General features: G+C 51.1%; 22 protein-coding genes, 5 tRNA genes and 1 other RNA gene. 19 read left to right on the top strand and 9 right to left on the bottom strand.

Annotated features, from left to right (window positions below; all coding sequences use genetic code 11):
• Positions 1-35 precede the first annotated feature (35 nt).
• The 8 genes from glsA to glmS form a co-directional block, all read right to left on the bottom strand.
• On the bottom strand, positions 36-1,037 hold the full coding sequence (gene glsA, locus NNO03_RS18715; RefSeq protein ID WP_271450207.1) for a glutaminase A: 1,002 nt from the start codon (positions 1,035-1,037) through the stop codon (positions 36-38).
• A 146-nt stretch (positions 1,038-1,183) separates the two neighbouring features.
• Positions 1,184-2,488 (bottom strand): dicarboxylate/amino acid:cation symporter, encoded by a 1,305-nt coding sequence (locus NNO03_RS18710; protein ID WP_271450206.1) that lies wholly within the window; start codon positions 2,486-2,488, stop codon positions 1,184-1,186.
• Positions 2,489-2,656: 168 nt separating this feature from the next.
• A complete protein-coding gene (locus NNO03_RS18705; RefSeq protein WP_005122536.1) occupies positions 2,657-2,974 on the bottom strand; it encodes a DUF4387 domain-containing protein in 318 nt (105 codons plus the stop codon).
• On the bottom strand, positions 2,971-4,341 hold the full coding sequence (locus tag NNO03_RS18700) for an acyclic terpene utilization AtuA family protein (protein WP_137381334.1): 1,371 nt from the start codon (positions 4,339-4,341) through the stop codon (positions 2,971-2,973). The genes NNO03_RS18705 and NNO03_RS18700 overlap by 4 nt, the downstream gene beginning before the upstream one ends.
• 3 nt (positions 4,342-4,344) lie before the next feature.
• Positions 4,345-5,586 (bottom strand): methylaspartate ammonia-lyase, encoded by a 1,242-nt coding sequence (locus NNO03_RS18695; protein WP_137381333.1) that lies wholly within the window; start codon positions 5,584-5,586, stop codon positions 4,345-4,347.
• The gene (locus NNO03_RS18690; RefSeq protein WP_271450205.1) at positions 5,586-7,031 is read right to left on the bottom strand and encodes a methylaspartate mutase subunit E; all 1,446 of its coding nucleotides are present in this window, start codon (positions 7,029-7,031) and stop codon (positions 5,586-5,588) included. The genes NNO03_RS18695 and NNO03_RS18690 overlap by 1 nt, the downstream gene beginning before the upstream one ends.
• A gap of 12 nt (positions 7,032-7,043) precedes the next feature.
• On the bottom strand, positions 7,044-8,438 hold the full coding sequence (glmL, locus tag NNO03_RS18685; protein ID WP_271450204.1) for a methylaspartate mutase accessory protein GlmL: 1,395 nt from the start codon (positions 8,436-8,438) through the stop codon (positions 7,044-7,046).
• Positions 8,438-8,887: a methylaspartate mutase subunit S gene (glmS, locus tag NNO03_RS18680; RefSeq protein ID WP_137381330.1), complete on the bottom strand. Its 450-nt coding sequence runs from the start codon at positions 8,885-8,887 to the stop codon at positions 8,438-8,440. Before glmS ends, glmL begins: the two co-directional genes overlap by 1 nt.
• Before the next feature lie 1,218 nt (positions 8,888-10,105).
• Here glmS and cydA point away from each other — a divergent pair.
• The 19 genes from cydA (at position 10,106) to pnuC (ending at position 22,020) form a co-directional block, all read left to right on the top strand.
• Positions 10,106-11,674, top strand: coding sequence for a cytochrome ubiquinol oxidase subunit I (gene cydA, locus NNO03_RS18675; protein ID WP_271450212.1), 1,569 nt, complete (start codon positions 10,106-10,108; stop codon positions 11,672-11,674).
• Positions 11,675-11,689: 15 nt separating this feature from the next.
• Positions 11,690-12,829, top strand: a complete 1,140-nt coding sequence (gene cydB, locus NNO03_RS18670) for a cytochrome d ubiquinol oxidase subunit II (RefSeq protein WP_271441224.1) — start codon at positions 11,690-11,692, stop codon at positions 12,827-12,829.
• Positions 12,830-12,843: 14 nt separating this feature from the next.
• Complete coding sequence (cydX, locus tag NNO03_RS18665; protein WP_061381940.1) at positions 12,844-12,957, top strand: cytochrome bd-I oxidase subunit CydX; 114 nt, start codon at positions 12,844-12,846, stop codon at positions 12,955-12,957.
• The gene (gene ybgE / locus NNO03_RS18660) at positions 12,957-13,250 is read left to right on the top strand and encodes a cyd operon protein YbgE (RefSeq protein WP_149335058.1); all 294 of its coding nucleotides are present in this window, start codon (positions 12,957-12,959) and stop codon (positions 13,248-13,250) included. The genes cydX and ybgE overlap by 1 nt, the downstream gene beginning before the upstream one ends.
• Before the next feature lie 259 nt (positions 13,251-13,509).
• Positions 13,510-13,914 (top strand): tol-pal system-associated acyl-CoA thioesterase, encoded by a 405-nt coding sequence (gene ybgC, locus NNO03_RS18655; protein WP_005125439.1) that lies wholly within the window; start codon positions 13,510-13,512, stop codon positions 13,912-13,914.
• Positions 13,911-14,603, top strand: a complete 693-nt coding sequence (gene tolQ, locus NNO03_RS18650; RefSeq protein ID WP_003022976.1) for a Tol-Pal system protein TolQ — start codon at positions 13,911-13,913, stop codon at positions 14,601-14,603. The genes ybgC and tolQ overlap by 4 nt, the downstream gene beginning before the upstream one ends.
• A 3-nt stretch (positions 14,604-14,606) precedes the next feature.
• Entirely contained in the window at positions 14,607-15,035 is a 429-nt protein-coding gene (gene tolR, locus NNO03_RS18645; protein ID WP_137381327.1) for a colicin uptake protein TolR, read from the top strand.
• A gap of 64 nt (positions 15,036-15,099) precedes the next feature.
• Complete coding sequence (tolA, locus tag NNO03_RS18640; protein WP_271450203.1) at positions 15,100-16,368, top strand: cell envelope integrity protein TolA; 1,269 nt, start codon at positions 15,100-15,102, stop codon at positions 16,366-16,368.
• Between the two features lie 128 nt (positions 16,369-16,496).
• Complete coding sequence (gene tolB, locus NNO03_RS18635; protein WP_038638949.1) at positions 16,497-17,789, top strand: Tol-Pal system beta propeller repeat protein TolB; 1,293 nt, start codon at positions 16,497-16,499, stop codon at positions 17,787-17,789.
• Between the two features lie 34 nt (positions 17,790-17,823).
• Positions 17,824-18,342: a peptidoglycan-associated lipoprotein Pal gene (gene pal, locus NNO03_RS18630; protein WP_003022983.1), complete on the top strand. Its 519-nt coding sequence runs from the start codon at positions 17,824-17,826 to the stop codon at positions 18,340-18,342.
• A 9-nt stretch (positions 18,343-18,351) separates the two neighbouring features.
• Entirely contained in the window at positions 18,352-19,140 is a 789-nt protein-coding gene (cpoB, locus tag NNO03_RS18625) for a cell division protein CpoB (protein ID WP_048212240.1), read from the top strand.
• A 164-nt stretch (positions 19,141-19,304) separates the two neighbouring features.
• A tRNA-Lys gene (locus NNO03_RS18620) sits at positions 19,305-19,380 on the top strand.
• Positions 19,381-19,406: 26 nt separating this feature from the next.
• Positions 19,407-19,482: transfer RNA gene (locus tag NNO03_RS18615), tRNA-Val, on the top strand.
• Positions 19,483-19,485: 3 nt separating this feature from the next.
• A tRNA-Lys gene (locus tag NNO03_RS18610) sits at positions 19,486-19,561 on the top strand.
• A gap of 48 nt (positions 19,562-19,609) precedes the next feature.
• Positions 19,610-19,685: transfer RNA gene (locus tag NNO03_RS18605), tRNA-Lys, on the top strand.
• 32 nt (positions 19,686-19,717) lie between these two features.
• Positions 19,718-19,793, top strand: a tRNA-Lys gene (locus tag NNO03_RS18600).
• Between the two features lie 22 nt (positions 19,794-19,815).
• Positions 19,816-19,948, top strand: a non-coding RNA gene (locus NNO03_RS18595) — RtT sRNA.
• Positions 19,949-20,229: 281 nt separating this feature from the next.
• The gene (gene nadA / locus NNO03_RS18590) at positions 20,230-21,273 is read left to right on the top strand and encodes a quinolinate synthase NadA (protein ID WP_271441227.1); all 1,044 of its coding nucleotides are present in this window, start codon (positions 20,230-20,232) and stop codon (positions 21,271-21,273) included.
• A 27-nt stretch (positions 21,274-21,300) separates the two neighbouring features.
• Positions 21,301-22,020, top strand: a complete 720-nt coding sequence (gene pnuC, locus NNO03_RS18585) for a nicotinamide riboside transporter PnuC (protein ID WP_271450202.1) — start codon at positions 21,301-21,303, stop codon at positions 22,018-22,020.
• Here pnuC and zitB read toward each other — a convergent pair.
• Positions 22,017-22,958, bottom strand: coding sequence for a CDF family zinc transporter ZitB (gene zitB, locus NNO03_RS18580; RefSeq protein ID WP_271441228.1), 942 nt, complete (start codon positions 22,956-22,958; stop codon positions 22,017-22,019). The two genes, pnuC and zitB, sit on opposite strands and share 4 nt — an antisense overlap.
• Between the last annotated feature and the right edge of the window lie 347 nt (positions 22,959-23,305).

Raw genomic sequence — 23,305 nt, 5'->3', positions numbered from 1 at the left:
TAGGCCGGATGAGCGAAGTGCCATCCGGCATAGAGTTATTTTGCTAAAAAGACATTGGCCTGCGTCGCGTCAGCGACATATTCGATAGTTCTCTGAGCACGAACGCTGTTACCGGCTTCGTCCAACGGCGGAGAATAGACGGCAATCGCATATTTACCGGGCACAACCGCAACCATTCCGCCGCCAACGCCGCTTTTCGCCGGAATACCGACGCTGTACAGCCATTTGCCGCTGCCGTCGTACAGCCCGGCAATTGCCATTTCAGCCAGCACCTGTGGCACATAGCGTTCATTCAGCAACTGCTTACCGTTGAAGGGCGACTTGCCTTTGTTCGCGAGTACGGCACCCATTTTGGCCAGTTGCTCAACGGTGATGTCCACTGAGCATTGGCGGGTATAAATTTCTACCGCTTCCTCTGTGTTGCCGTAGAAACTGTTGTAGGACTCCATCAGCTTCGCCAGTGCCTGGTTGTGCTGATTGGTTTCCATCTCGGACTTGAATACCGGTTCGTTGACCGTCAGTGAGGCATCCGCCCAGACATTCAGGTTGTTGAGGATTTTGTTCCAGCGATCGGTTTTGTCTTTGGCCTCAATCAGGCTGACGGTGCTCATTGCACCTGCATTCACCAGTGGGTTTTCCGGTGCGCCTTTCGTGAGTTCAACGGCTAAACCTGAGTTGAATGGCATGCCGGTGGCATTGGCCCCGAGTTTATCCAGAACCACCTGCGGACCATGCTGTTCCATGGCGAGCGCCATGGTGAAGACTTTACTCAGGGATTCCATCGGGAAGGGCTTTTTAACATCACCCACCTGGTAGATTTTTCCGTCTACTGTGGCAATGGTGATGGCAAAATTATTGGGGCTGTAGCTCGCCAGGGCAGGGATATAGTCGGCGACTTTTCCATCATTGTTACTTTTGTATTTCTGATGTGCCTGCTCTATTAGCTTTGCGTAGTCCGGCGTGGTTTGCGCGAATGAGGCAGAGCTAAACAAGACGCTGAAAGCAAAGAGACTCACGCCGATAATTGTTTTGTTCATTGTGCGTTCCTGTTGATGTTGTTGGGAAAACTATCCTGTAGGCCGGATAAGGCGTTCACGCCGCCATCCGGCGTTAACACGGTATAATTGCCGGATGGCAACGCTGGCGCGTTTTATCCGGCCTACGACTAGTCGTCCTTCTGCTATCAGGACAACGCGACCTCTGTTTCGGTAACCGGGCGGTCTTGCTCCGGTGTTTTGACTGGCGCGGTTCCGCGGCAGCCTGAACCAAAGTGTTCACCTTCCCAACGACCCACAATGGCAGCACCCATGGCATTACTCATGACGTTAGTGGCTGAACGACCCATATCGAGGAACGGATCGACGCCCATCAGCAGGATCAGACCGGCTTCCGGAATGTTGAACTGGTTCAGGGTTGCGGCGATAACCACCATGGATGCACGCGGTACGCCCGCCATCCCTTTCGAGGTCAGCATCAGGATCAGCAGCATGGTGATTTGCTCGCCCATGCTCAGCTCAATGTTGCACGCCTGGGCAATAAAGACGGTGGCAAAGGAGCAATAGGCCATGGAACCGACGAGGTTAAAGGAGTAACCAATCGGCAAAACGAAGCTGGCAATTTTTGACGATACGCCGAATTTTTCCAGCTTATCCAGCGTGCCAGGGAAGGCCGCTTCAGAACTGGACGTGGTAAAGGCCAACAGCGCCGGTTCGAAGATTGATTTGGTGAGACGTGCGATGCAAGGCCCGACTATCATGCTTGACAGGCCAATCAGAATTGCCCACAGCATACCCAGTGTCAGGTAGAACTCGCCCATAAAGATACCGGCACTGACCATTACACCCAGACCACGCTCGGCAATCAGACCGGAAATAGCCGCGAAAACGGTCAGTGGGGCAAACAGCATGACGTAGCCTGTCAACTTCAGCATGACGTGTACCAGCGAATCCAGAACCTTAACGATAGGCTCGGCTTTTTCACCGATGGCGGCCAGGCTGCAACCGAGGAAAATGGAGAACACCACGATCTGCAGAATTTCGTTACGCGCCATTGCGTCAACGATACTGGTTGGTACGGCATGTGAGATAAAGACTTTCAGCGTGAACGGCTCTGACTTAACAGCGGCAACAGCGCCTGCGTCATGAGCAACAAAGTTGATGCCTGCGCCCGGCTGGAAGATATTAACGATAACCAGACCCAATGCGATCGACAGCAGTGAGGCACAAATAAACAGGAAAAAGGTTTTAGAAAATATACGACCCAGCGTTTTGGCATCGCCCATCTTGGCAATACCGACAACCAGAGTTGAAATAACCAATGGCGCAATAATCATCTTCACCATACGTAAGAATATAGTGGTGAAAATGGAAATATCCTGTGCATATGATTTTGCTGTTTCAGCCGCGGCCATATTATTAATGGCCACCCCGGCAATCATGCCGAGTATCAGGCCTAATATGATCATCTTCGTTAAACTAATTTTCTTCATGTGTACTCCATCGGATAAAGGCTGGTAATTGGAATAATGTAGGGTGGCGTGTGCCTGAGCCCGGACAGCAGCTCAGACGCACGCCTGTTGTGACCAACCGCATGAATATTCGAAGCACTGTGATACCGCTGAACTCTGTGCTCCAATGGCTGTTATTGTGTTTTTTTGTTACAGATCGAATTCAATACTTAATAATGGTGCGTGTTGCTGCGCGCCATAAACATCATTGTCACCGACATTGCCGGAAATAATATCGCGCGGCATGACAATTTTTACTGCGTTAGCGGGATCAAACCAGACAATATTGTGAATAAAATCAGGTTCAACATTATATAACCCAGCAATAAGTTGCGGAGTTAATTGCTCCGAACGCTTTACCCGCTGATAGTCTTCCCGGGTTTTAAACAAAATATCTAAAACCAGTTCGTACGGTCCGGCATTTTTGGAGCGAATGACCTGCGCCAGTGAACAAATTGATTGTTTCATGCCTGAACTCCTTCTGGCGTCACCTGCTCAATGTGGAAATCAAACCGCAGTGCATCGCTGGCTTCAATCAGGTGATAGATCGAGAACTCATACACCGGCCCACTCTGAATATCAGATGGCGAGAATGGGAAAGCGAGGTTGCCCGCGGTCGCAATACGATTTTCATAGCCGTAGTGCAGTAGGGTAGAGCGCACCAGCGAGCAAACGCTGTTGGCGATATCCTGCGTTGGCGCGACAACGTCCAGTAAAATCCCCAGTTCATGACCGGCGGTTTTCATCGGTTCATGATTACCCATCACGCCATTCTTACCGTAAAGGTGGAACGTCATGCGGATACTGTCATCATTCAGTGAGAGGTTACGTGCCACGCTTGCCTGTACTTCTTCGAGAATGGTGTCGATACCGGCAATCATTATCGGGTCGCGCGTCCCGGCGATAGTCAGGCAGCGGAAGCCAACCTGACGTGCGCCTTCCAGTTTCAGTGCATACGGCGTTTCTTCATGACGCGAACCGCTGACATACACTTCACCTTCGTTAACCGCGGTGAAAGTACATGCCTTCAGGTTCAGTACGCCGCCTGGTCCCGGCAGGAAGTACGGGTCGGACTTCTCGTACAAGGTATGCGCCGCAGCGGAGGTTTCGGTGAACTTACGCTTTGGATTGAACGCCTTCAGCGTAAAGCCGTTGTCGTCGATGATCCCCATTGCGCAATCCGAGCCGGAGCCAGGGGTTGCTGCAATGGCAGCACACTCAAGGATCTTACCGCAGTGCAGCGCCAGACCTTCATCAAAGCCTTGCATAATCGGCAGCGCCGCGAAGCAGGCTGGATCGTAAGCGCGTCCGCCCAGAACAACCTGTGCACCCGCTTTCAGTGCACGCTGGAAAGGTTCGACCCCCATCTGCGCGACGATGTAGGTGCTGTCTTCGATGGCTTCGTGCGTTAACTCAGGCACGAAATCCAGCGCGGTGATTTTGCCGTTATCCAGCGCCTGGTGAACCACGTCTTTATCAACATCAGACGGAATCAGCGCCATGGAGAAAGACAGTTTTTCTTCCTGGGCAATCTCATGGATTATCTGGCGGCACCACTCCAAATGCGGAGCAGCACCGGAACCACCGGCGGTGCCGATAACCACAGGGATGTTGTTCTTAACGCCCGCCACGATCATATAGCGCAGATCGCGTTTTACCCCAGCCCTGTCAGTGAAGGGTTTACCTGCCCCCAGGTAGTGGGGGCCAGGATCGGAGGAACCTGCGTCAACAGCAATAAGATCCGGTGACTCTTCCATGGCTTTACGAAAACTCTCTTCCGGGAAGCCATAACCCAGGATAGCCGTAGGCGATAAGATCTTAAATGTGCGTGCCATCTCTTAATCCTTAGTTTGCAACAGCGCGATGGTGCGGTTCATTTCGTTAAACACGATGTTGAGACCTTCATCGAATCCCATACCCGGTTTTACCAGCATGCGCATTGGGCGTGCGGCCAGTGCGACGTGGACACAGGTGCGAGCACTGATCTCGGTTTCGTTACAGGTACCGCCCTGATAGGCTTCCATGGCGTGTTTGTTGCAATACAGCACCGCATCAACGATGTTGTGAATACCGCCCAGGTCCGGGGTTTTGATCTGCACCATGTGGCAGCTGCCCGCGTCGGTGAAGTCCACGATGTCCTGGTAGGTGTTACACCATTCATCAGCCACGATTTTCACGCCGGAGCCCAGACGGGTCAGCTCTTTGGTGATGGCGGTCAACATGCGGATCTGATCCGGTTTGTTGCCGGCATCAACCGGACCTTCAATGTACAGCGGCAGGCCTTGCGCTTCGGCTTCCAGGCTGGCGATGTATTCGGCGCAACGCACCGGGTCCATATCAAAAATCAGGCCGATCGTGCCGTACACATCGATATGCAGCGTCGGGTGATAACGCTCGCTGGTGCGCAGGCTTAAGATACGGTCAGACAGCCAACGCACATACTCACGCAGTTTTTCGCCTTTAAAGCCCAGCTTCTCTTCAACGTTATTGATCAGTGCATGCGGCAGGACATCCACACCTTTGAGGATCATTTTGTCGACGGCGATATAGCGGTCGTCACCACTCTGACCAAATAATGGAATGGCTTCTGGTACGCACGGCAGTTGCCACTCGTCGCATACCACTTCAGTTTTCAGACGACCGGTGGCCAGTGCCGCCGCGTCAAGCAGTGCCTGAGACAGACCATAACGAACGGCGGTATGCAGCAGGTGGCCGTCAATACGCAGTTGGTCAAAGAAACGGGCATTCGGCAGGAATGCATCAACGTCACGACCTTCCAGCAGCGGTTTGATGTGATCGTTGAGGAATGGAATGAAGTTCTCAGCCAGGAACAGCGGATCACGGCCGCCGGCACCTGAATATTGCACCGCAGCGCAATCACCCACTGCGACCGCGCCGTTTTCCAGAACCAGCTGGACGGATACGCATTCACCAGCCTGACGCACGGAGGTAAAGCCTGGCGTTACCGGATCGCCGGTATAGATAAAGCCGTCATGACCTGCGCCGTTTTTGATGGCCTGCTGATCGTCAAAATAAAATGAGGAGTAGCCAGCGGTGAAAAGGGCCTGTTTGATTTTCATTATGGTCTTCCTATTAATTTACTGTGGGATACGGCGTTGATGTCATCAATGACCATCTGGAAAGAAGGTTTGCGACCTTCAAAATGTGCGCGCTCTGAGACGTAGTCGTGGTGCAGCGCGAGAATGTCTTTCGGCAGTGGAACTGCACCGGCTTCGAGAATACGGATAGCACCTGTGTTATCGCGCACCGGCAGAATTTTGCCTGCGTTGCAAGCGGCTGGGGCGAAGGGGACATCCAGAACACCGGCTTCAAAAGCCAGTACCGTACCGCGTGCAATGTCGCCATTACCCAGCTCGAAGACTTTTTTCAGTACTGCGCGGACTTCACTCTTAATCAGTTCGACTTCCTGTTCCACGGCAGCGCACTGTGGGAATTTCTGGTCGCTAACCATGTTAAGCATCTGGCGTGACGCTTTAAGACCCTGAGCATTAGCCGCGGCGGTTGGGATGCCGAAGGCTTCATGCGGGCTCTTGGTAATGACTTTTGTGGCACCGGACATGCCAGCAACCGCAGCGCCCCAGGCGATAACGGAGAAGGCTTTTGCTTCATCTTCCGGGAATCCGCCCATCCACTGGTGGAATACGGTACTCAGCTCATAATCATCGAAGCCGTGGTTATGGAAGTATTCGTGGGACAGTTCGCGCAGTGCCTGAATGGCGGCGATATCCTGCGTCAAACTACCGACCTGGCCGTAACCGACGGTAATGGACTTCACGCCTTGTTCCAGTGCCAGCAGACCTTCGATAATCGCCACCGAGTGGGACATAAACGGCGGGATCAGGGTGCCGGTCAACGGACCAAACGGTTCACGGTTGATGCGAATACCATTTTCTTCGTACAGTCCCATCAGGCGATCGCAGTACTGCCAGTCACGAATGGATTTTTCCAGGGTGACGCGTTTGGCGTAAGGGATGTTGTAGGAGATACCGCCCCCTTCGTAGCTGGTAAAGCCACTGGCCATGGCGATTTCTGCCAGCAGACGTGCATCTGGCGTACCGTGGCGGACCTGGATTGGTTTTTCCAGCGACTCAGTCATACGGCGGCAGGCAGCAACCCCATGATTGACGACGGGTAAACCATTCAGTTTGGAGGTGCCCGCCTCGATAGATTTTTGGATCCCGACAGCCGCTTCTTCATAGCGGTTCAGACGGGTATAGGCATCGATTGTACTTGGCAGGAGGTCACATTCTTCCTGCAATGTTTTAAGCAGCTCAATGTGCTCATCCATGAGTGCGACGCCCGCACGCGGTTGGCTCAGCGTTTTACCTTCCTGGTCGGCCTTCAACAGCGCGAGGGAGAAGCGTTTTGAATCTGGAATTGATTGCTGGTACTTCACGCCATCTTCGAAGTTCTCAACGTCTTTGCCGGTTTCCCAGGTTTGCAATACCTGATGCCTTTCGGTCATGAATTCGTCGTGGGTCAATTTTTTATTTCGAAGTTCCATTCGTAGCTGCCTTTAGTTTTGTAGGGTTAAACACTGAATGCTGGTGCGAGCAGCGGCTTGCGGGTACAGCCTGGCGACGTTTGCCAGTAGAGGGAGCAGGCCATATGAATCGCGGTAATACTCAAACTGATTCGGTAACAGAATTCTTTTACCCTGGTCGTCCAGCTCCCGGTATTTGAGCCAGTTATGAATATCGAACTGGCTGGCGCGAGAGAGCCATCCACCTGAACCGACAACTTTCCGTACGGTGGTGAGATCGCGACCCATCTGTAAATCCACGTTACCGACGCAGGTGCAAACCTGCTTCTTAGTGCCCGCGTGGCGCTCAGTGGCATAGCCCACGCACAAACCGGCTAACAGAGTGTCGAAATATTTCTCTTCCTCGTTGACCGGCAGGTAGTCCGGCTGCCCAACCAGATGGCGCAGGTAGCGATAAAACGCCTCCTCACGTTGTGGCTGTTGGGCGAAAACAACTTTCACCATATCCTGCGTGCTTTCTCCCACCACGACGGCGGAAACGCGCATGCCCAAATCACCTTCAACGGTACGTTTGACGAAAGGTTCAGGGACACCATGCAGGACAGTATCGGGGGAGAGGGTATTCGCGCTGGCTGAATAGACATCCGTGGTGGCGCCACCCATATCGATCAGCATGAATTCCTTCCATGCGCTGTCGTAATCGCTAATTGCTTTTACCAGTTCATACACCGTCCACGGCGTCGGCATGGGGTCTTCGCCTGTTTCACCCACGATGACGTCAAGACCTTTACCTTTTACGATGCGTGACAAGAACACATCGCAAATGGCCTGACGAGCGGCAAACGGATTCGGGTGATCGAGATCCGGCAGGATGTTGTCTACCGTGGTCAGATCTTTGTGACCTAGAATCGTTTGTATTTCGTCCTGAATATCACGGTTTCCGGCATAGATGATGGCGCAATCAAGCTTCGAATTCGCCAGTGCACGCGCATTGGCCAATCCATAGCTTTCTTCACCGCCATCTGTACCCCCTGTAAACAACAGGATATCTGGCGGGACGGATTCCAGCTCCTGGATGTCATGACGGTTCAGCTTGTACGAATAATATTGCGCGATTTTCGCTCCTGCCGAGTGAGCGGTAACTTTCGCCGATTCCAGCGTAATGGAAGGCACCAGCCCCATTGCTGCAACGGCGAGTCCACCTTTGGCTGAGGAGGAGTACTTCAACTGCACTTCACCACTTTTCAGTAACGGGCGAGCATCGGCAACATTCAGCACCTGATTCAGGCTGGCAAAAAAACCGTCTGCCAGATGATGTGTGGTGGTTGGGGTCAGGACATGATTGACCAGCGTTAACACCTCTCCTTCCTGTGCGAAGAGGGCTGCCTTGGTCCATGTCGAGCCGATATCGACAGAAACTGTTTGCATCAGATGGCCTCTTCCAGGCAACGCTGTTCGAGGCCATTGTGTTGGTGAATATCGTTAGTGATAAGCGAGCAGACATCTTCCAGGTCGTGGCTGGGGGCGAAAACGCGGTTGAAGCCCATTTCTTTAAACTTCACTTCGACATCGGCAAAATCGTGTTTGCCCACGACAAGGTTACCGCCGACATACAGCAGAATGTCGCCGAGGCCGCGTTCAATGCAACGCTCACGCAAGCCGAGGCAGTCAATGTCGCCGTGGCCGTAGATGGAGGACACCACGATGGCATCGGCGCCTGTTTCAATTGCGGCATCAATATATTCATCCTGGCTCACCATCACCCCGAGGTTGATTACGTGAAAATCATGAGCAGTAAAAACGCGATCCAGAACTTTATTGCCTACTGCATGGCAGTCAGCACCGATGACGCCAATAACAAGTGTAGATTTCTTCATGGGTAATCCTCTGTAGGGCTGATGGTCAATAAGTAAAGAATATTTCTAATATTTAGAACATGGATTGTGACAACCTCTTAATAGGGTTGGAGTTTCTGTGGAAGCGAAAAAGGAAGCAATTGATCTATTTTCAAAATATCCTGCATAAAATGATTGTTATATTTCGATTTCATAAAAATCTATTTAAATCAGTATGTTATAAAATAGTTTCTATTGGTTATTTTATTTATTAGCGAATTTAGTAATAAACAACTTGCCATGTTTGTGATCGAAATCTTATTTTGTGTGGCGGGCTTTATCTGGGGTGTTTTTAATAATTTCAAAAATGATATTCGCTAAATAACTTGTGAACGACATAACGGTTTTTTATTTATTAATCTTATATGCCGTAAATATTTTTTGTTAAATTTAAGATAAAAATGATAATGAATTGTTCGTAATATAGTTATTCTTTGGCGTAGAAGCGATGTTGTGGTGGGAGTGATAACTTGCAGTGATGATTTAAGCGAAACGGCGAGTCTCTGCTGGGCGATCGCCAAGCCTCAGGGCACCGGTCAATGTTTGCCGCTTCGCTTCCAGTTGAGATAGTTACATTGTGGTGTTAATTATAAGTAAAATTAAAATGAATAATTTGTATTAAATAATGATTGCAGGACTTGCTAAACAAAAAACTGTGAGCTACCCAGCAATAGTGACTCTTTATCTGTCCATAATTTTGTCCCGCCGACTGGTTAAAAGATCGTGTAGATTTAAATAAATATCCTATCATTTGTAGTAACGGCAATTACTCATTGAAAAACATATCGTTAACATGGTGTTCACTAGTCGCACTAGCGATAAACACTATTAACATTAAAATTGAAAATTGATTTAAATCAATGTTTAAAACTTGGTAAACCTCACCAAATGAGGTTAAATTGCTGCAGATCAAATTGGTCTGAAAGTGATAAATTAGCTATAAATTGATCACTATCGAAAAATGCAAATTTACCTCGATAAAAACCTGTTTATTGTAAGGATTTTACGGCGTAATATAATTGCGGGATCAATTTGAGTGTTTTATTAACATGTTTGTAACTTTTCATCATTGTCCTTTCTTCAAATGAGAAGAAAGAGCAGCGGGGGAAGGAAGCAAATAAATTTGTATTGGGGCATGCGTGTGACCCTTTCTAACGGGGTTCACTCTCGGAGTCTTCATGCGATGAGCAAGGAGTCATGATGTTAGATATAGTCGAACTGTCGCGCTTACAGTTTGCCTTGACCGCGATGTACCACTTCCTGTTTGTGCCACTGACGCTCGGTATGGCGTTCTTGTTGGCCATCATGGAAACGGTCTACGTCCTTTCCGGCAAACAGATTTATAAAGATATGACCAAGTTCTGGGGCAAGTTGTTTGGTATCAACTTCGCTCTGGGTGTGGCAACCGGTCTGACCATGGAGTTCCAGTTCGGGACTAACTGGTCTTACTATTCCCACTATGTCGGGGATATTTTCGGTGCACCGCTGGCGATTGAAGGTTTGATGGCCTTCTTCCTCGAATCCACCTTTGTAGGTCTGTTCTTCTTCGGCTGGGACCGTTTGGGTAAAGTCCAGCATATGTGTGTCACCTGGCTGGTGGCGCTGGGTTCTAACCTGTCCGCACTGTGGATTCTGGTTGCGAACGGCTGGATGCAAAACCCAATCGCTGCGGATTTCAACTTTGAAACCATGCGTATGGAGATGCTGAGCTTCTCTGAACTGGTGCTCAACCCGGTTGCTCAGGTGAAATTTGTTCACACTGTGGCTTCTGGTTATGTTTGTGGCGCGATGTTCGTTCTGGGTATCAGCTCCTACTATATGCTGCGCGGCCGTGACTTCGCGTTTGCTAAACGTTCTTTTGCTATCGCTGCCAGCTTTGGTATGGCTGCCATTCTGTCTGTTATCGTTCTGGGTGATGAATCTGGTTACGAAATGGGCGACGTGCAGAAAACCAAACTTGCTGCTATTGAAGCCGAGTGGGAAACTCAACCTGCACCGGCATCCTTTACGCTGTTCGGTATTCCGGACCAGGATGCGCAGGAAAACCATTTTGCGATTCAAATTCCTTATGCGTTGGGCATCATCGCTACCCGCTCTGTTGATACACCGGTCATTGGTCTGAAAGATCTGATGGTGCAGCACGAAGAGCGTATCCGTAACGGGATGAAAGCGTATCAGCTGCTGGAAGAACTGCGCGCAGGCTCTACCGATCAGGCTGTTCGCGACCAGTTCAACAGCATGAAGAAAGATCTGGGATATGGTCTGCTGCTGAAACGTTATACAGATAAAGTGACTGATGCGACTGAAGCGCAAATCCAGCAAGCCACGAAAGACTCTATCCCTCGTGTTGCGCCACTGTACTTCGCATTCCGTATTATGGTGGCGTGCGGCATCCTGATGCTGGCTATCATTGCTGTGTCCTTCTGGACCGTGATTCGTAATCGTATCGGCGAGAAAAAATGGCTGCTGCGTACAGCGCTGTATGCGATTCCGCTGCCGTGGATTGCCATTGAATCTGGCTGGTTTGTCGCAGAATATGGCCGTCAACCGTGGGCGATAGGTGAAGTGTTACCGACAGCCGTGGCGAACTCTTCGCTGACTGCGGGTGATCTCATCTTCTCGATGCTGTTGATTTGCGGCCTGTATACCCTGTTCCTGGTGGCTGAACTGTACCTGATGTTCAAGTTCGCACGCCTTGGGCCGAGTAGCCTGAAAACCGGTCGTTATCACTACGAGCAGTCTACTGTGACTACTCAGCCGGTACGCTAAGACAGGAGTCGTCAAATGATCGATTATGAAGTATTGCGTTTTATCTGGTGGCTGCTGGTTGGCATTCTGCTGATTGGTTTTGCGGTCACTGATGGCTTCGACATGGGGGTGGGCATGCTCACCCGTTTCCTCGGTCGTAATGATACCGAGCGTCGAATTATGATTAACTCCATCGCCCCGCACTGGGACGGTAACCAGGTATGGCTTATCACCGCGGGTGGCGCATTGTTCGCTGCATGGCCGATGGTGTACGCTGCTGCGTTCTCCGGTTTCTACGTGGCGATGATCCTGGTACTGGCGTCATTGTTCTTCCGTCCGGTCGGTTTCGATTACCGATCCAAGATTGAAGATATGCGCTGGCGCAACATGTGGGACTGGGGCATCTTCATTGGTAGCTTCGTTCCGCCGCTGGTTATCGGCGTTGCGTTTGGCAACCTGCTGCAAGGTGTTCCGTTCCACATGGATGAGTACATGCGTTTGTACTACACCGGTAACTTCTTCCAGTTGCTGAATCCGTTTGGTCTGCTGGCAGGGATTGTGAGCGTAGGGATGATCATCACTCAGGGCGCAACCTATCTGCAGATGCGTACCGTAGGTGAACTACACCTGCGTGCTCGTACCACCTCACAGGTTGCGGCGCTGGTGACTCTGGTTTGCTTCGCACTGGCCGGTGTTTGGGTTATTTACGGGATTGATGGTTATGTGGTGACTTCCGCACTGGATCACCACGCGGCCTCTAACCCGATGACCAAAGAAGTGGTGCGTGAAGCGGGCGCCTGGATGGTGAACTTTAACAATGCACCTATCCTGTGGCTGGTTCCTGCGTTGGGCGTGGTTCTGCCGCTGCTGACCATTCTGACTTCTCGTATGGAGAAAGGGGCCTGGGCGTTCATCTTCTCCTCACTGACGTTAGCCTGCATCATCCTGACTGCCGGTATCGCAATGTTCCCGTTTGTGATGCCGTCCAGCACCATGATGAACGCAAGTCTGACCATGTGGGATGCCACCTCCAGCCAGAGAACATTGAACCTAATGACCTGGGTTGCGGCGGTGTTTGTACCGATTATTCTGCTCTACACCAGCTGGTGTTACTGGAAGATGTTCGGTCGCATCACTAAAGAAGATATTGAAAGCAACACCCACTCTCTGTACTAAGTAAGGAGCTAAAAATGTGGTATTTCGCATGGATTTTGGGAACGCTTCTTGCCTGTGCATTTGGGATAATCACAGCACTGGCGCTTGAGCACGTTGAATCAGGCAAAGCCGGACAAGAAGAAAGTTGATGACCAACATTATCGCGATGGTATACAACGCGATGGATAAGCGCCCCTTGCGGGCGCTTTCCTTTGTGCTGGCAATCGTGTTGGCTGGTTGCATATTCTGGGATCCGTCACGTTTCGCGGCCAAAACCAGTGAGCTTGAGATCTGGCATGGCTTCCTGCTGATGTGGGCTGTCTGCACTGGCATCATTCATGGCGTTGGATTTCGTCCTCGTGCGGTGCACTGGCAGGGCATCTTCTGCCCGCTGATCGCAGATATCGTCCTCGTTGTTGGTCTTATTTTCTTCTTCTTTTGAATAAGAAACATCCTTAAATATTTATGGGCTTGCATAAGCCCATAATTTTTTACTCTCCGTTTACTTTCCCCCATTCCAAAGCATCATTCCCGCGCGTATAGTAGCGAAGTTTGAAAGCACTACCGGGATGTACAGTGAAGACAGCGCGATATACAACGACATTCTTGATGCATCGCGGCGGCAAGAACGCGAGTCACCAGGCGTTTACAAAGATAAGCGGCTGGTGTGAGTGGACGAAGCCAACAAAGAGGCAGTAAGAATGAATAAGTATATATTTCGATGGCCGGTTCGTGTCTATTATGAAGACACCGATGCCGGTGGGGTGGTTTACCACGCCAGCTATGTTGCTTTTTATGAGCGAGCACGCACAGAGATGCTGCGTCATCATCACTTCAGTCAGCAGGTGCTGTTGGCAGAACGTGTAGCCTTTGTGGTGCGCAAGATGACCCTGGAATATTTTGCGCCAGCCCGGCTCGACGATATGCTCGAAGTCCAAACCGAAATTACGTCAATGCGTGGCACCTCATTGGTTTTCACGCAACGCATTGTCAACGCAGAGAACGTCGTGCTGAATGAAGCCGAAGTTCTGATTGTTTGCGTTGATCCACTCAAAATGAAGCCTCGTGCGCTTCCCAAGTCTATTGTCGCGGAGTTTAAGCAGTGACTGACATGAATATCCTTGATTTGTTCCTGAAGGCAAGCCTTCTGGTTAAACTTATCATGTTGATTTTGATTGGTTTCTCAATCGCATCCTGGGCCATTATCATCCAGCGGACCCGTATTTTGAATGCCGCCTCACGTGAAGCAGAAGCGTTTGAAGATAAGTTTTGGTCTGGTATCGAATTATCGCGTTTGTACCAGGAAAGCCAGGGGCGCCGGGATAATCTGGCCGGTTCGGAACAAATTTTCTACAGTGGATTCAAAGAATTTGCGCGCCTGCATCGGGCAAATAGCCACGCGCCGGAAGCGGTTGTTGAGGGGGCATCCCGTGCGATGCGTATCTCTATGAACCGCGAACTGGAAACGCTGGAAACGCATATTCCGTTCCTGGGAACCGTCGGCTCCATCAGCCCATACATTGGTCTGTTCGGTACCGTTTGGGGGATCATGCACGCATTTATCGCGCTGGGCGCGGTAAAACAGGCAACCCTGCAAATGGTTGCACCGGGTATCGCGGAAGCGTTGATTGCAACAGCCATTGGCCTGTTTGCGGCAATCCCGGCGGTTATGGCTTACAACCGACTGAATCAGCGCGTGAACAAGCTGGAACTGAATTACGACAACTTTATGGAAGAGTTCACCGCGATTCTGCACCGCCAGGCGTTTACCGTTAGCGAGAGCAACAAGGGGTAAACCATGGCCAGAACGCGTGGACGAGGTCGTCGCGAACTCAAGTCCGAAATCAATATTGTACCGTTGCTCGACGTACTGCTGGTTCTGCTGCTGATCTTTATGGCAACAGCGCCAATCATTACACAGAGCGTGGAAGTCGACCTGCCGGATGCGACTGAGTCGCAAGCCGTTAGTAGCAACGACGAACCTCCGGTCATTATTGAAGTTTCCGGTGTTGGACAATACAGCGTGGTGGTTGAAAAAGACAGGATGGATCAACTACCACCAGAGCAGGTTATCGCAGAAGCGAAGAGCCGTCTGCAGGCCAACCCGAAAACGGTCTTTTTAATCGGTGGTGCGAAAGACGTGCCTTATGATGAAATAATTAAAGCGCTGAACTTGTTACACAGTGCAGGCGTGAAATCGGTTGGCTTAATGACGCAGCCAATCTGATGTCTGCGTATTCCTGGCTTGAAAGATAGCGCGTAACAGGCGAACAGTTTTTTGGGAACCGAGAGTGTCAAAGGCAACCGAACAAAACGACAAGCTCAAAAGGGCGATAATTATTTCAGCGGTGCTGCATGTCATTTTATTTGCGGCACTGATCTGGAGTTCGTTCGATGAGCACATTGATGCTTCAGCCGGCGGTGGTGGTGGCTCGTCCATCGACGCCGTTATGGTCGATCCTGGTGCTGTTGTTCAACAGTACGACAGGCAGCAGCAACAGCAGGCAAGTGCGAAACGTGCAGAAGAACAGCGTGAGAAACAGGCGCAGCAGCAGGCCGAGGAGCTTCGTGAGAAGCAGGCGGCAGAGCAAGAGCGTCTGAAACAGCTGGAGAAAGAACGTTTAGCGGCGCAGGAAAAAGTGCGCGAGCAGGCGGAACAGCAGAAACAGGCTGAAGCCGCTGCGGCGAAAGCACAGGAGCAACAGAAGCAGGCTGAAGAAGCTGCGGCGAAGGCTGCAGCAGACGCGAAAGCCAAAGCAGATGCTCAGGCGAAACAAGCGGCAGATGCTGCGAAGAAAGCCGCTGCTGATGCCCAGAAGAAAGCTGAGGCTGAAGCTGCAAAAGCGGCTGCCGATGCTAAGAAGGTTGCTGAGGCGCAGGCTGCCAAGGCCGCCGCAGACGCCGCGAAGAAAGCGCAGGCTGAAGCCGCTAAACAAGCTGCGGCTGAAAAAGCTGCCGCTGAGAAAGCCGCTGCTGCTGCCGAAAAAGCGGCTGCCGCGAAAGCTGCCGCTGCTGAAAAAGCGGCTGCAGAGAAGAAAGCCGCCGCCGAAAAAGCCGCTGCAGATAAAAAAGCTGCTGCAGAGAAAGCCGCTGCCGATAAGAAAGCAGCAGCCGATAAAGCCGCCGCTGCGAAAAAAGCGGCCGCTGAAAAAGCTGCTGCCGCTTCGGGTGTTGACGACTTATTAGGTGACTTAAGCTCCGGTAAGAATGCGCCGAAATCAGGCGGTGGGGCGAAAGGAAACGGCCAACCGGCAAAAGATAGTGGTACAAGTGGTGCAAATGGCGGTGCATCTGGTGCTGATATCAGTGCTTACGCATCTCAAATTCGTAATGCAATCCAGAGCCGTTTGTATGGTGCCGATTTATATGCAGGGAAATCTTGCGTATTACATATCAAGTTAGCGCCCGATGGTCTGTTACTGGATGTGACCGAAGAGGGTGGTGATCCGGCATTGTGCCAGGCTGCGCTGACGGCTGCGAAAACAGCCAGAATTCCTAAACCGCCTAGCCAGGCTGTTTATGAAAAAGTAAAAGATGCCAAACTGGACTTTAAACTGTAATAACGCCCCCTGAGAATTCAGGGGAAACGGTCTAAGGTTGAGACAGAGTTCTGGTAGTTTTGTGTATTTGAGTTTGTTAACATTCTGCTAAATTATCGTGGGCGTTCCGTCCAGATAAGGGAGATATGATGAAGCAGGCATTACGAGTAGCATTTGGTTTTCTGATGCTGTGGGCAGCAGTGCTGCATGCAGAAGTACGTATCGAGATCACCCAAGGGGTAGACTCGGCACGCCCGATTGGTGTTGTCCCGTTCCAGTGGGCAGGGCCGGGCGCTGCACCTGAAGATATCGGTGGTATCGTAGGTGCTGACCTGCGTAACAGCGGTAAATTTAACCCACTAGACAGATCTCGTCTGCCTCAGCAGCCGGGGACTGCAGCTGAAGTTCAGCCTGCTGCATGGTCCGCTCTGGGTATTGATGCCGTCGTGGTAGGCCAGGTTACGCCAAACCCGGATGGTTCCTATAGCGTTGCATATCAACTGGTTGATACCGGTGGCGCACCAGGTACCGTACTGGCACAGAACACCTATAAAGTGAACAAGCAGTGGCTGCGTTATGCGGGGCATACTGCAAGTGACGAAGTATTTGAAAAACTGACCGGTATTAAGGGCGCATTCCGTACCCGTATCGCGTATGTTGTTCAGACGAACGGTGGTCAGTTCCCGTACGAATTACGTGTGTCTGACTACGATGGTTACAACCAGTTTGTCGTTCACCGCTCTCCGCAGCCGTTGATGTCTCCGGCGTGGTCTCCGGACGGTTCTAAACTGGCCTACGTTACCTTCGAAAGCGGTCGTTCAGCGCTGGTTATTCAGACGTTGTCCAACGGCGCAGTGCGTCAGGTTGCTTCGTTCCCGCGTCACAACGGTGCACCTGCGTTTTCTCCGGATGGCAGCAAACTGGCGTTTGCCCTGTCTAAAACCGGTAGCCTGAACCTGTACGTTATGGACATCGGTTCCGGTCAGATCCGTCAGGTCACTGATGGTCGTAGCAACAACACGGAACCTACCTGGTTCCCGGACAGCCAAAACCTGGCCTTTACGTCTGACCAGGCCGGTCGTCCGCAGGTGTATAAAGTTAACGTCAACGGCGGTGCTCCGCAGCGTATTACCTGGGAAGGTTCGCAAAACCAGGATGCTGATGTCAGCAGCGACGGTAAGTTTATGGTAATGGTAAGCTCGGCGAATGGTCAGCAGCACATTGCCAAACAAGATCTGGTAGCGGGTGGCGTACAAGTTCTGTCGTCAACGTTCCTGGACGAAACGCCAAGTCTGGCACCTAACGGCACTATGGTAATCTACAGCTCTTCTCAGGGGATGGGATCCGTGCTGAATTTGGTTTCTACAGATGGGCGTTTCAAAGCGCGTCTTCCGGCAACTGATGGACAGGTTAAATTCCCTGCCTGGTCGCCGTATCTGTGATAATAAATAATTGATTAATAAAGGAATCATTGAAATGCAACTGAACAAAGTGCTGAAAGGGCTGATGATTGCTCTGCCTGTTATGGCTATTGCGGCATGTTCTTCTAACAAGAACGCCAGCAATGACGGCAGCGAAGGCATGCTGGGTGCCGGCACTGGTATGGATGCAAACGGTAGCGGCAACATGTCCTCCGAAGAGCAAGCGCGTCTGCAGATGCAACAACTGCAGCAGAACAACATCGTTTACTTCGATCTGGATAAGTACGATATCCGTTCTGACTTCGCTGCAATGCTGGATGCGCACGCTAACTTCCTGCGTAGCAACCCGTCTTACAAAGTCACCGTAGAAGGTCATGCGGACGAACGTGGTACTCCTGAGTACAACATCTCCCTGGGTGAACGTCGTGCTAACGCCGTTAAGATGTACCTGCAGGGTAAAGGCGTTTCTGCGGACCAGATCTCCATCGTTTCTTACGGTAAAGAAAAACCTGCAGTACTGGGTCATGACGAAGCGGCTTACGCCAAAAACCGTCGCGCCGTACTGGTTTACTAAGAGAATTGCATGAGCAGTAACTTCAGACATCACCTGTTGAGTCTGTCGTTACTGGTTGGCATAGCGGCCCCCTGGGCCGCTTTTGCTCAGGCGCCAATCAGTAGTGTCGGCTCTGGCTCGGTCGAAGACCGCGTCACTCAACTCGAGCGTATTTCTAACGCTCACAGTCAGCTTTTAACCCAACTCCAGCAACAACTCTCCGATAATCAGTCCGATATTGATGCCCTGCGTGGTCAAATTCAGGAAAGTCAGTACCAGCTGAATCAAGTTGTTGAACGCCAAAAACAGATATTGCTGCAGATGAATAATCTCGGCAGCGGTAGCGCGCCTGCGGCGCAATCTGCGGCTGGTGATCAGAGTGGGGCGGCAACCCCAGCACCCGATGCGGGTGCTGCAGCCTCGTCAGGCGCTCCGGCGCAAACTGGCGATGCGAATACTGATTACAATGCGGCAATCGCTCTGGTACAGGATAAATCCCGTCAGGATGATGCGATCGTTGCATTTCAGAACTTCATCAAAAAGTACCCGGATTCTACTTACCTGCCAAATGCGAATTACTGGCTCGGTCAGTTGAATTACAACAAGGGTAAAAAAGATGATGCAGCGTTCTATTTTGCATCCGTAGTTAAAAACTTCCCAAAATCACCGAAGGCTGCAGACGCGATGTATAAAGTCGGCGTCATCATGCAGGACAAAGGTGACACAGCAAAAGCGAAAGCCGTTTATCAGCAGGTTATCACTAAATACCCTGGTACTGATGGCGCGAAACAAGCGCAAAAACGTCTTGGCGCGATGTAATGCACACCATGCGACCAGAAATCGTGTTATTTCTGGTCGCGTCGTGTGATTCCTAAGCAGTTGAGTAATTTACATCGAAATTTTTGTTGCGCTAAAATCTGAAATCAGTAATATATGCCGCCGTTGCCAAGGGATATCAAACAAACCAAAAGCAGCGCAAAAGTGGGTCGTTAGCTCAGTTGGTAGAGCAGTTGACTTTTAATCAATTGGTCGCAGGTTCGAATCCTGCACGACCCACCACTTAATGCAGTATCCAGCGCAGTAACGGGTGATTAGCTCAGCTGGGAGAGCACCTCCCTTACAAGGAGGGGGTCGGCGGTTCGATCCCGTCATCACCCACCACTCGGGGCGTTAGCTCAGTTGGTAGAGCAGTTGACTTTTAATCAATTGGTCGCAGGTTCGAATCCTGCACGCCCCACCAATTCTTATATTGGTGTCGAGTAAAAAATTTTTCAGGCGACATCCGAGCGGGTCGTTAGCTCAGTTGGTAGAGCAGTTGACTTTTAATCAATTGGTCGCAGGTTCGAATCCTGCACGACCCACCATCCTGAATAATTGAAGCAGTAAACCCCATATGGGGGCGTTAGCTCAGTTGGTAGAGCAGTTGACTTTTAATCAATTGGTCGCAGGTTCGAATCCTGCACGCCCCACCAGTGTAAAAAGGCGCCCTAAAGGCGCCTTTTTGCTATGCACAGAATTAACGATTCGAACCTGCAGCAGGTTCGGGTCTCACGTAGTGAGACAACGGAGCCGTTTACGGCGACGGCCCGGAGGGCGAGCGAAGCGAGTCATCCTGCACGCCCCACCAGTGTAAAAGAGGGCGCTGGCGGCGCCTTTTTGCTATCTGCGATTTATAAGATTCGAATCTGCTTGCCTGATGCGCTTCGCTTATCAGGCCTACTGACGACACGACTCATGTAGGCCGGATAAGACGCCAGTCGCCATCCGGCATTCATCACTCGCAATTCTTGTGACTTTTCGACACCAATCCGCTATCTTGTTTAGCATACAAAACAATTCTAACCGAATATAGCGTATGTCACGCTTCTACTCGGTTATTTCGTTAAGCCAGTAAAACGAGAAAGCAAGATGAGCGTGATGTTTGATCCTGAAGCAGCAATCTACCCGTTTCCGCCAAAACCTGCGCCGTTGAGTGTGGATGAAAAGCAATTTTATCGAGAGAAAATTAAACGTCTGCTGAAAGAGCGTGATGCCGTCATGGTTGCGCACTATTACACCGATCCTGAAATACAGCAGTTGGCCGAAGAAACCGGAGGCTGTATCTCTGACTCGCTGGAGATGGCGCGGTTCGGATCAAAACATCCGGCCTCTACGTTGCTGGTTGCGGGAGTCCGGTTTATGGGCGAAACAGCCAAAATTCTGAGCCCGGAAAAAACCATACTGATGCCAACCTTACAGGCTGAATGCTCACTAGATCTGGGGTGCCCGATTGAGTCGTTTAGCGCATTTTGCGATGCGCATCCGGATCGCACTGTCGTGGTTTACGCCAACACTTCAGCCGCCGTTAAAGCACGTGCGGACTGGGTCGTGACGTCCAGTATTGCCGTCGAACTGATTGAACACCTTGATAGCTTGGGGGAAAAAATCATTTGGGCTCCTGACAAGCACCTGGGTAATTACGTACAAAAACAGACCGGGGCGGATGTTCTCTGCTGGCAGGGTGCCTGTATCGTTCATGATGAATTTAAAACCCAGGCATTAACACGCATGAAAGGGCTGTATCCTGACGCTGCCGTACTTGTGCACCCTGAATCTCCCCAGTCTATCGTTGATATGGCTGATGCAGTGGGATCAACCAGCCAGCTAATCAGCGCCGCTAAATCGTTACCGCACAAGCAACTGATTGTGGCGACCGATCGGGGTATTTTTTACAAAATGCAGCAAGCTGTTCCGGATAAAGAGCTGCTTGAAGCCCCGACAGCGGGTGAAGGTGCAACGTGTCGTAGCTGTGCGCACTGTCCGTGGATGGCAATGAACGGCCTTAAAGCGATTGCTGAGGGACTTGAGCAGGGGGGTGTGGCTCATGAGATACATGTTGATGCCGCGCTGCGAGAAGGCGCATTGCTGCCGTTAAACCGCATGCTGGAATTTGCGGCTACACTACGAGCTTAATTACGGCGTTTCGCTCTGGGGGAAAAGATGGATTTTTTTAGCACGCAGAACATTCTGGTACATATTCCAATCGGTGCAGGCGGGTACGATCTGTCGTGGATTGAAGCGGTGGGGACTATCGCCGGGTTACTGTGTATTGGCCTCGCCAGTATGGAGAAAATCAGTAATTACTTCTTTGGTCTGATAAACGTCACGCTGTTTGCGATTATCTTCTTTCAGATCCAACTTTACGCCAGCTTGTTGCTGCAGGTGTTCTTTTTTGCCGCCAATATCTATGGCTGGTACGCCTGGTCCCGGCAAACCAGCCAGCATGAGGCTGAACTTAAAATTCGCTGGCTGCCGTTGCCGAAAGCGTTGGGCTGGCTGGCGGCTTGTGTGGTGGCAATTGGTCTGATGACAGTGTACATCGATCCGGTGTTTGCGTTTCTCACCCGTATTGCGGTGACTATCATGCAAGGGCTGGGATTACAGGTTGCATTACCTGAATTTCAACCGGATGCGTTCCCGTTTTGGGATTCCTGCATGATGGTGCTATCGATTGTGGCGATGATCCTGATGACGCGCAAATACGTCGAGAACTGGCTATTGTGGGTGCTCATTAACATCATCAGCGTCGTGATCTTTGCCCTGCAAGGGGTGTATGCCATGTCGCTGGAATACATGATTCTGACTGTGATCGCGTTGAACGGCAGCAGGATGTGGATTAACAGCGCGCGCGAACGGGGTTCACGCGCGTTTTCCCATTAGTGATGGTGATGTGAATGGCCGGACAGTCCCTCATACAGGTGACAGTCCGGTCCATTGCACGGCTGATATTCCATCTGAATCGTCGCGTGTTCAATCTGATAGTGATGAATAAGAAAGTGCTGAATGCGTTCCAGCAACGCATCGTGATCGTGCGGCGGGACGACCTGAACATGCAGTGTCATGACCGGTTTTTCACCCACCATCCAGACGTGAACATGGTGTACATTGCGAACCTCGGGGATATCCCGGCTGAGATGTCGCTGTAGAGCGGCGATATCCAGCGCATGGGGCGCGCCCTCGAGTAATTCATTCACACTGTCTTTCAGTAAGCGCCAGGCGCTACGCAACACCAGAACAGAAACCAGAATAGAGAGAATAGGGTCTGCAGGGGTCCAGCCCGTCCAGATAATGATCAGTGCCGCAATGATCGCGCCGACCGAGCCCAGCAAATCGCCCATCACATGCAGCGCTGCGGCACGAACGTTGAGGTTTTTCTCTTCGCTGCCGCGATGTAAAACCCAGAAGGCAAGGACGTTAGCCAGTAAACCCGCAACGGCGATGACCATCATCATCCCGCCGGCGACCGGACGGGGCGTATGGAAGCGCTCAATCGCTTCCCAGACGATTAAAATCGTGATCACCACCAACGCAATAGCGTTAACAAATGCGGCCAGCGTCGTGAGCCTCAGCCAGCCGAAAGTGTGTCGGATGGTCGGCGGTCGACGGGCAAATTGAACGGCCAGCAGAGCAAAAAGCAGCGCTGCGGCATCAGTGAGCATATGTCCGGCATCCGCCAGCAGCGCCAGCGAGCCTGAAAGTATCCCTCCTACCACTTCGACCAGCATGAACCCCGCTGTAATGCAGAAGGCGAACAGCAGTCGACGGGCATTATTATCTTTTGGCTGGTCGGGGGAAGTATGAGTATGTGAGTGCGCCATTGTGCCATCCCTTTGTTATTCTCACCTTTACTGTATGACATCATACCGTTTTTGGGGGGATAAAATTAAAAAGGAGAGCTTCTATTCTCCCTTTATCAGCCACGTAAATAGTGGGCGTTGCCTTACCGTACAGTGGGTAAAGATCCACGATGTGTATCGATAGTCAGCACAGAATTTTGAAAATAATAATAAAAGCCGCAATTACAGTTGGGATTTGCGGTCTGGATCTCACTATTCGCTACATTCTTGCGTTTTTTTGCTTAATCCCGGGATAACACGGTTCGTACTGTAAAACCCCGTTTACACTTTATGACTGAAGATATAGATTGGGGGGATTGCATTCATTT

Origin of the sequence: Citrobacter sp. Igbk 16 (assembly GCF_028069755.1) — a bacterium.
GTDB lineage: Bacteria > Pseudomonadota > Gammaproteobacteria > Enterobacterales > Enterobacteriaceae > Citrobacter.
The sequence above is the reverse complement of the archived record's forward strand: the minus strand, read 5'-3'. Positions and strand labels throughout refer to the sequence as shown.

Bases quoted from the DNA above. Each gene is read 5' to 3' on its own strand.
- glsA (WP_271450207.1), bottom strand. From the start codon at position 1,037: ATGAACAAAACAATTATCGGCGTGAGTCTCTTTGCTTTCAGCGTCTTG.
- NNO03_RS18710 (WP_271450206.1), bottom strand. From the start codon at position 2,488: ATGAAGAAAATTAGTTTAACGAAGATGATCATATTAGGCCTGATACTC.
- NNO03_RS18705 (WP_005122536.1), bottom strand. From the start codon at position 2,974: ATGAAACAATCAATTTGTTCACTGGCGCAGGTCATTCGCTCCAAAAAT.
- NNO03_RS18700 (WP_137381334.1), bottom strand. From the start codon at position 4,341: ATGGCACGCACATTTAAGATCTTATCGCCTACGGCTATCCTGGGTTAT.
- NNO03_RS18695 (WP_137381333.1), bottom strand. From the start codon at position 5,586: ATGAAAATCAAACAGGCCCTTTTCACCGCTGGCTACTCCTCATTTTAT.
- NNO03_RS18690 (WP_271450205.1), bottom strand. From the start codon at position 7,031: ATGGAACTTCGAAATAAAAAATTGACCCACGACGAATTCATGACCGAA.
- glmL (WP_271450204.1), bottom strand. From the start codon at position 8,438: ATGCAAACAGTTTCTGTCGATATCGGCTCGACATGGACCAAGGCAGCC.
- glmS (WP_137381330.1), bottom strand. From the start codon at position 8,887: ATGAAGAAATCTACACTTGTTATTGGCGTCATCGGTGCTGACTGCCAT.
- cydA (WP_271450212.1), top strand. From the start codon at position 10,106: ATGTTAGATATAGTCGAACTGTCGCGCTTACAGTTTGCCTTGACCGCG.
- cydB (WP_271441224.1), top strand. From the start codon at position 11,690: ATGATCGATTATGAAGTATTGCGTTTTATCTGGTGGCTGCTGGTTGGC.
- cydX (WP_061381940.1), top strand. From the start codon at position 12,844: ATGTGGTATTTCGCATGGATTTTGGGAACGCTTCTTGCCTGTGCATTT.
- ybgE (WP_149335058.1), top strand. From the start codon at position 12,957: ATGACCAACATTATCGCGATGGTATACAACGCGATGGATAAGCGCCCC.
- ybgC (WP_005125439.1), top strand. From the start codon at position 13,510: ATGAATAAGTATATATTTCGATGGCCGGTTCGTGTCTATTATGAAGAC.
- tolR (WP_137381327.1), top strand. From the start codon at position 14,607: ATGGCCAGAACGCGTGGACGAGGTCGTCGCGAACTCAAGTCCGAAATC.
- tolB (WP_038638949.1), top strand. From the start codon at position 16,497: ATGAAGCAGGCATTACGAGTAGCATTTGGTTTTCTGATGCTGTGGGCA.
- pal (WP_003022983.1), top strand. From the start codon at position 17,824: ATGCAACTGAACAAAGTGCTGAAAGGGCTGATGATTGCTCTGCCTGTT.
- cpoB (WP_048212240.1), top strand. From the start codon at position 18,352: ATGAGCAGTAACTTCAGACATCACCTGTTGAGTCTGTCGTTACTGGTT.
- nadA (WP_271441227.1), top strand. From the start codon at position 20,230: ATGAGCGTGATGTTTGATCCTGAAGCAGCAATCTACCCGTTTCCGCCA.
- pnuC (WP_271450202.1), top strand. From the start codon at position 21,301: ATGGATTTTTTTAGCACGCAGAACATTCTGGTACATATTCCAATCGGT.
- zitB (WP_271441228.1), bottom strand. From the start codon at position 22,958: ATGGCGCACTCACATACTCATACTTCCCCCGACCAGCCAAAAGATAAT.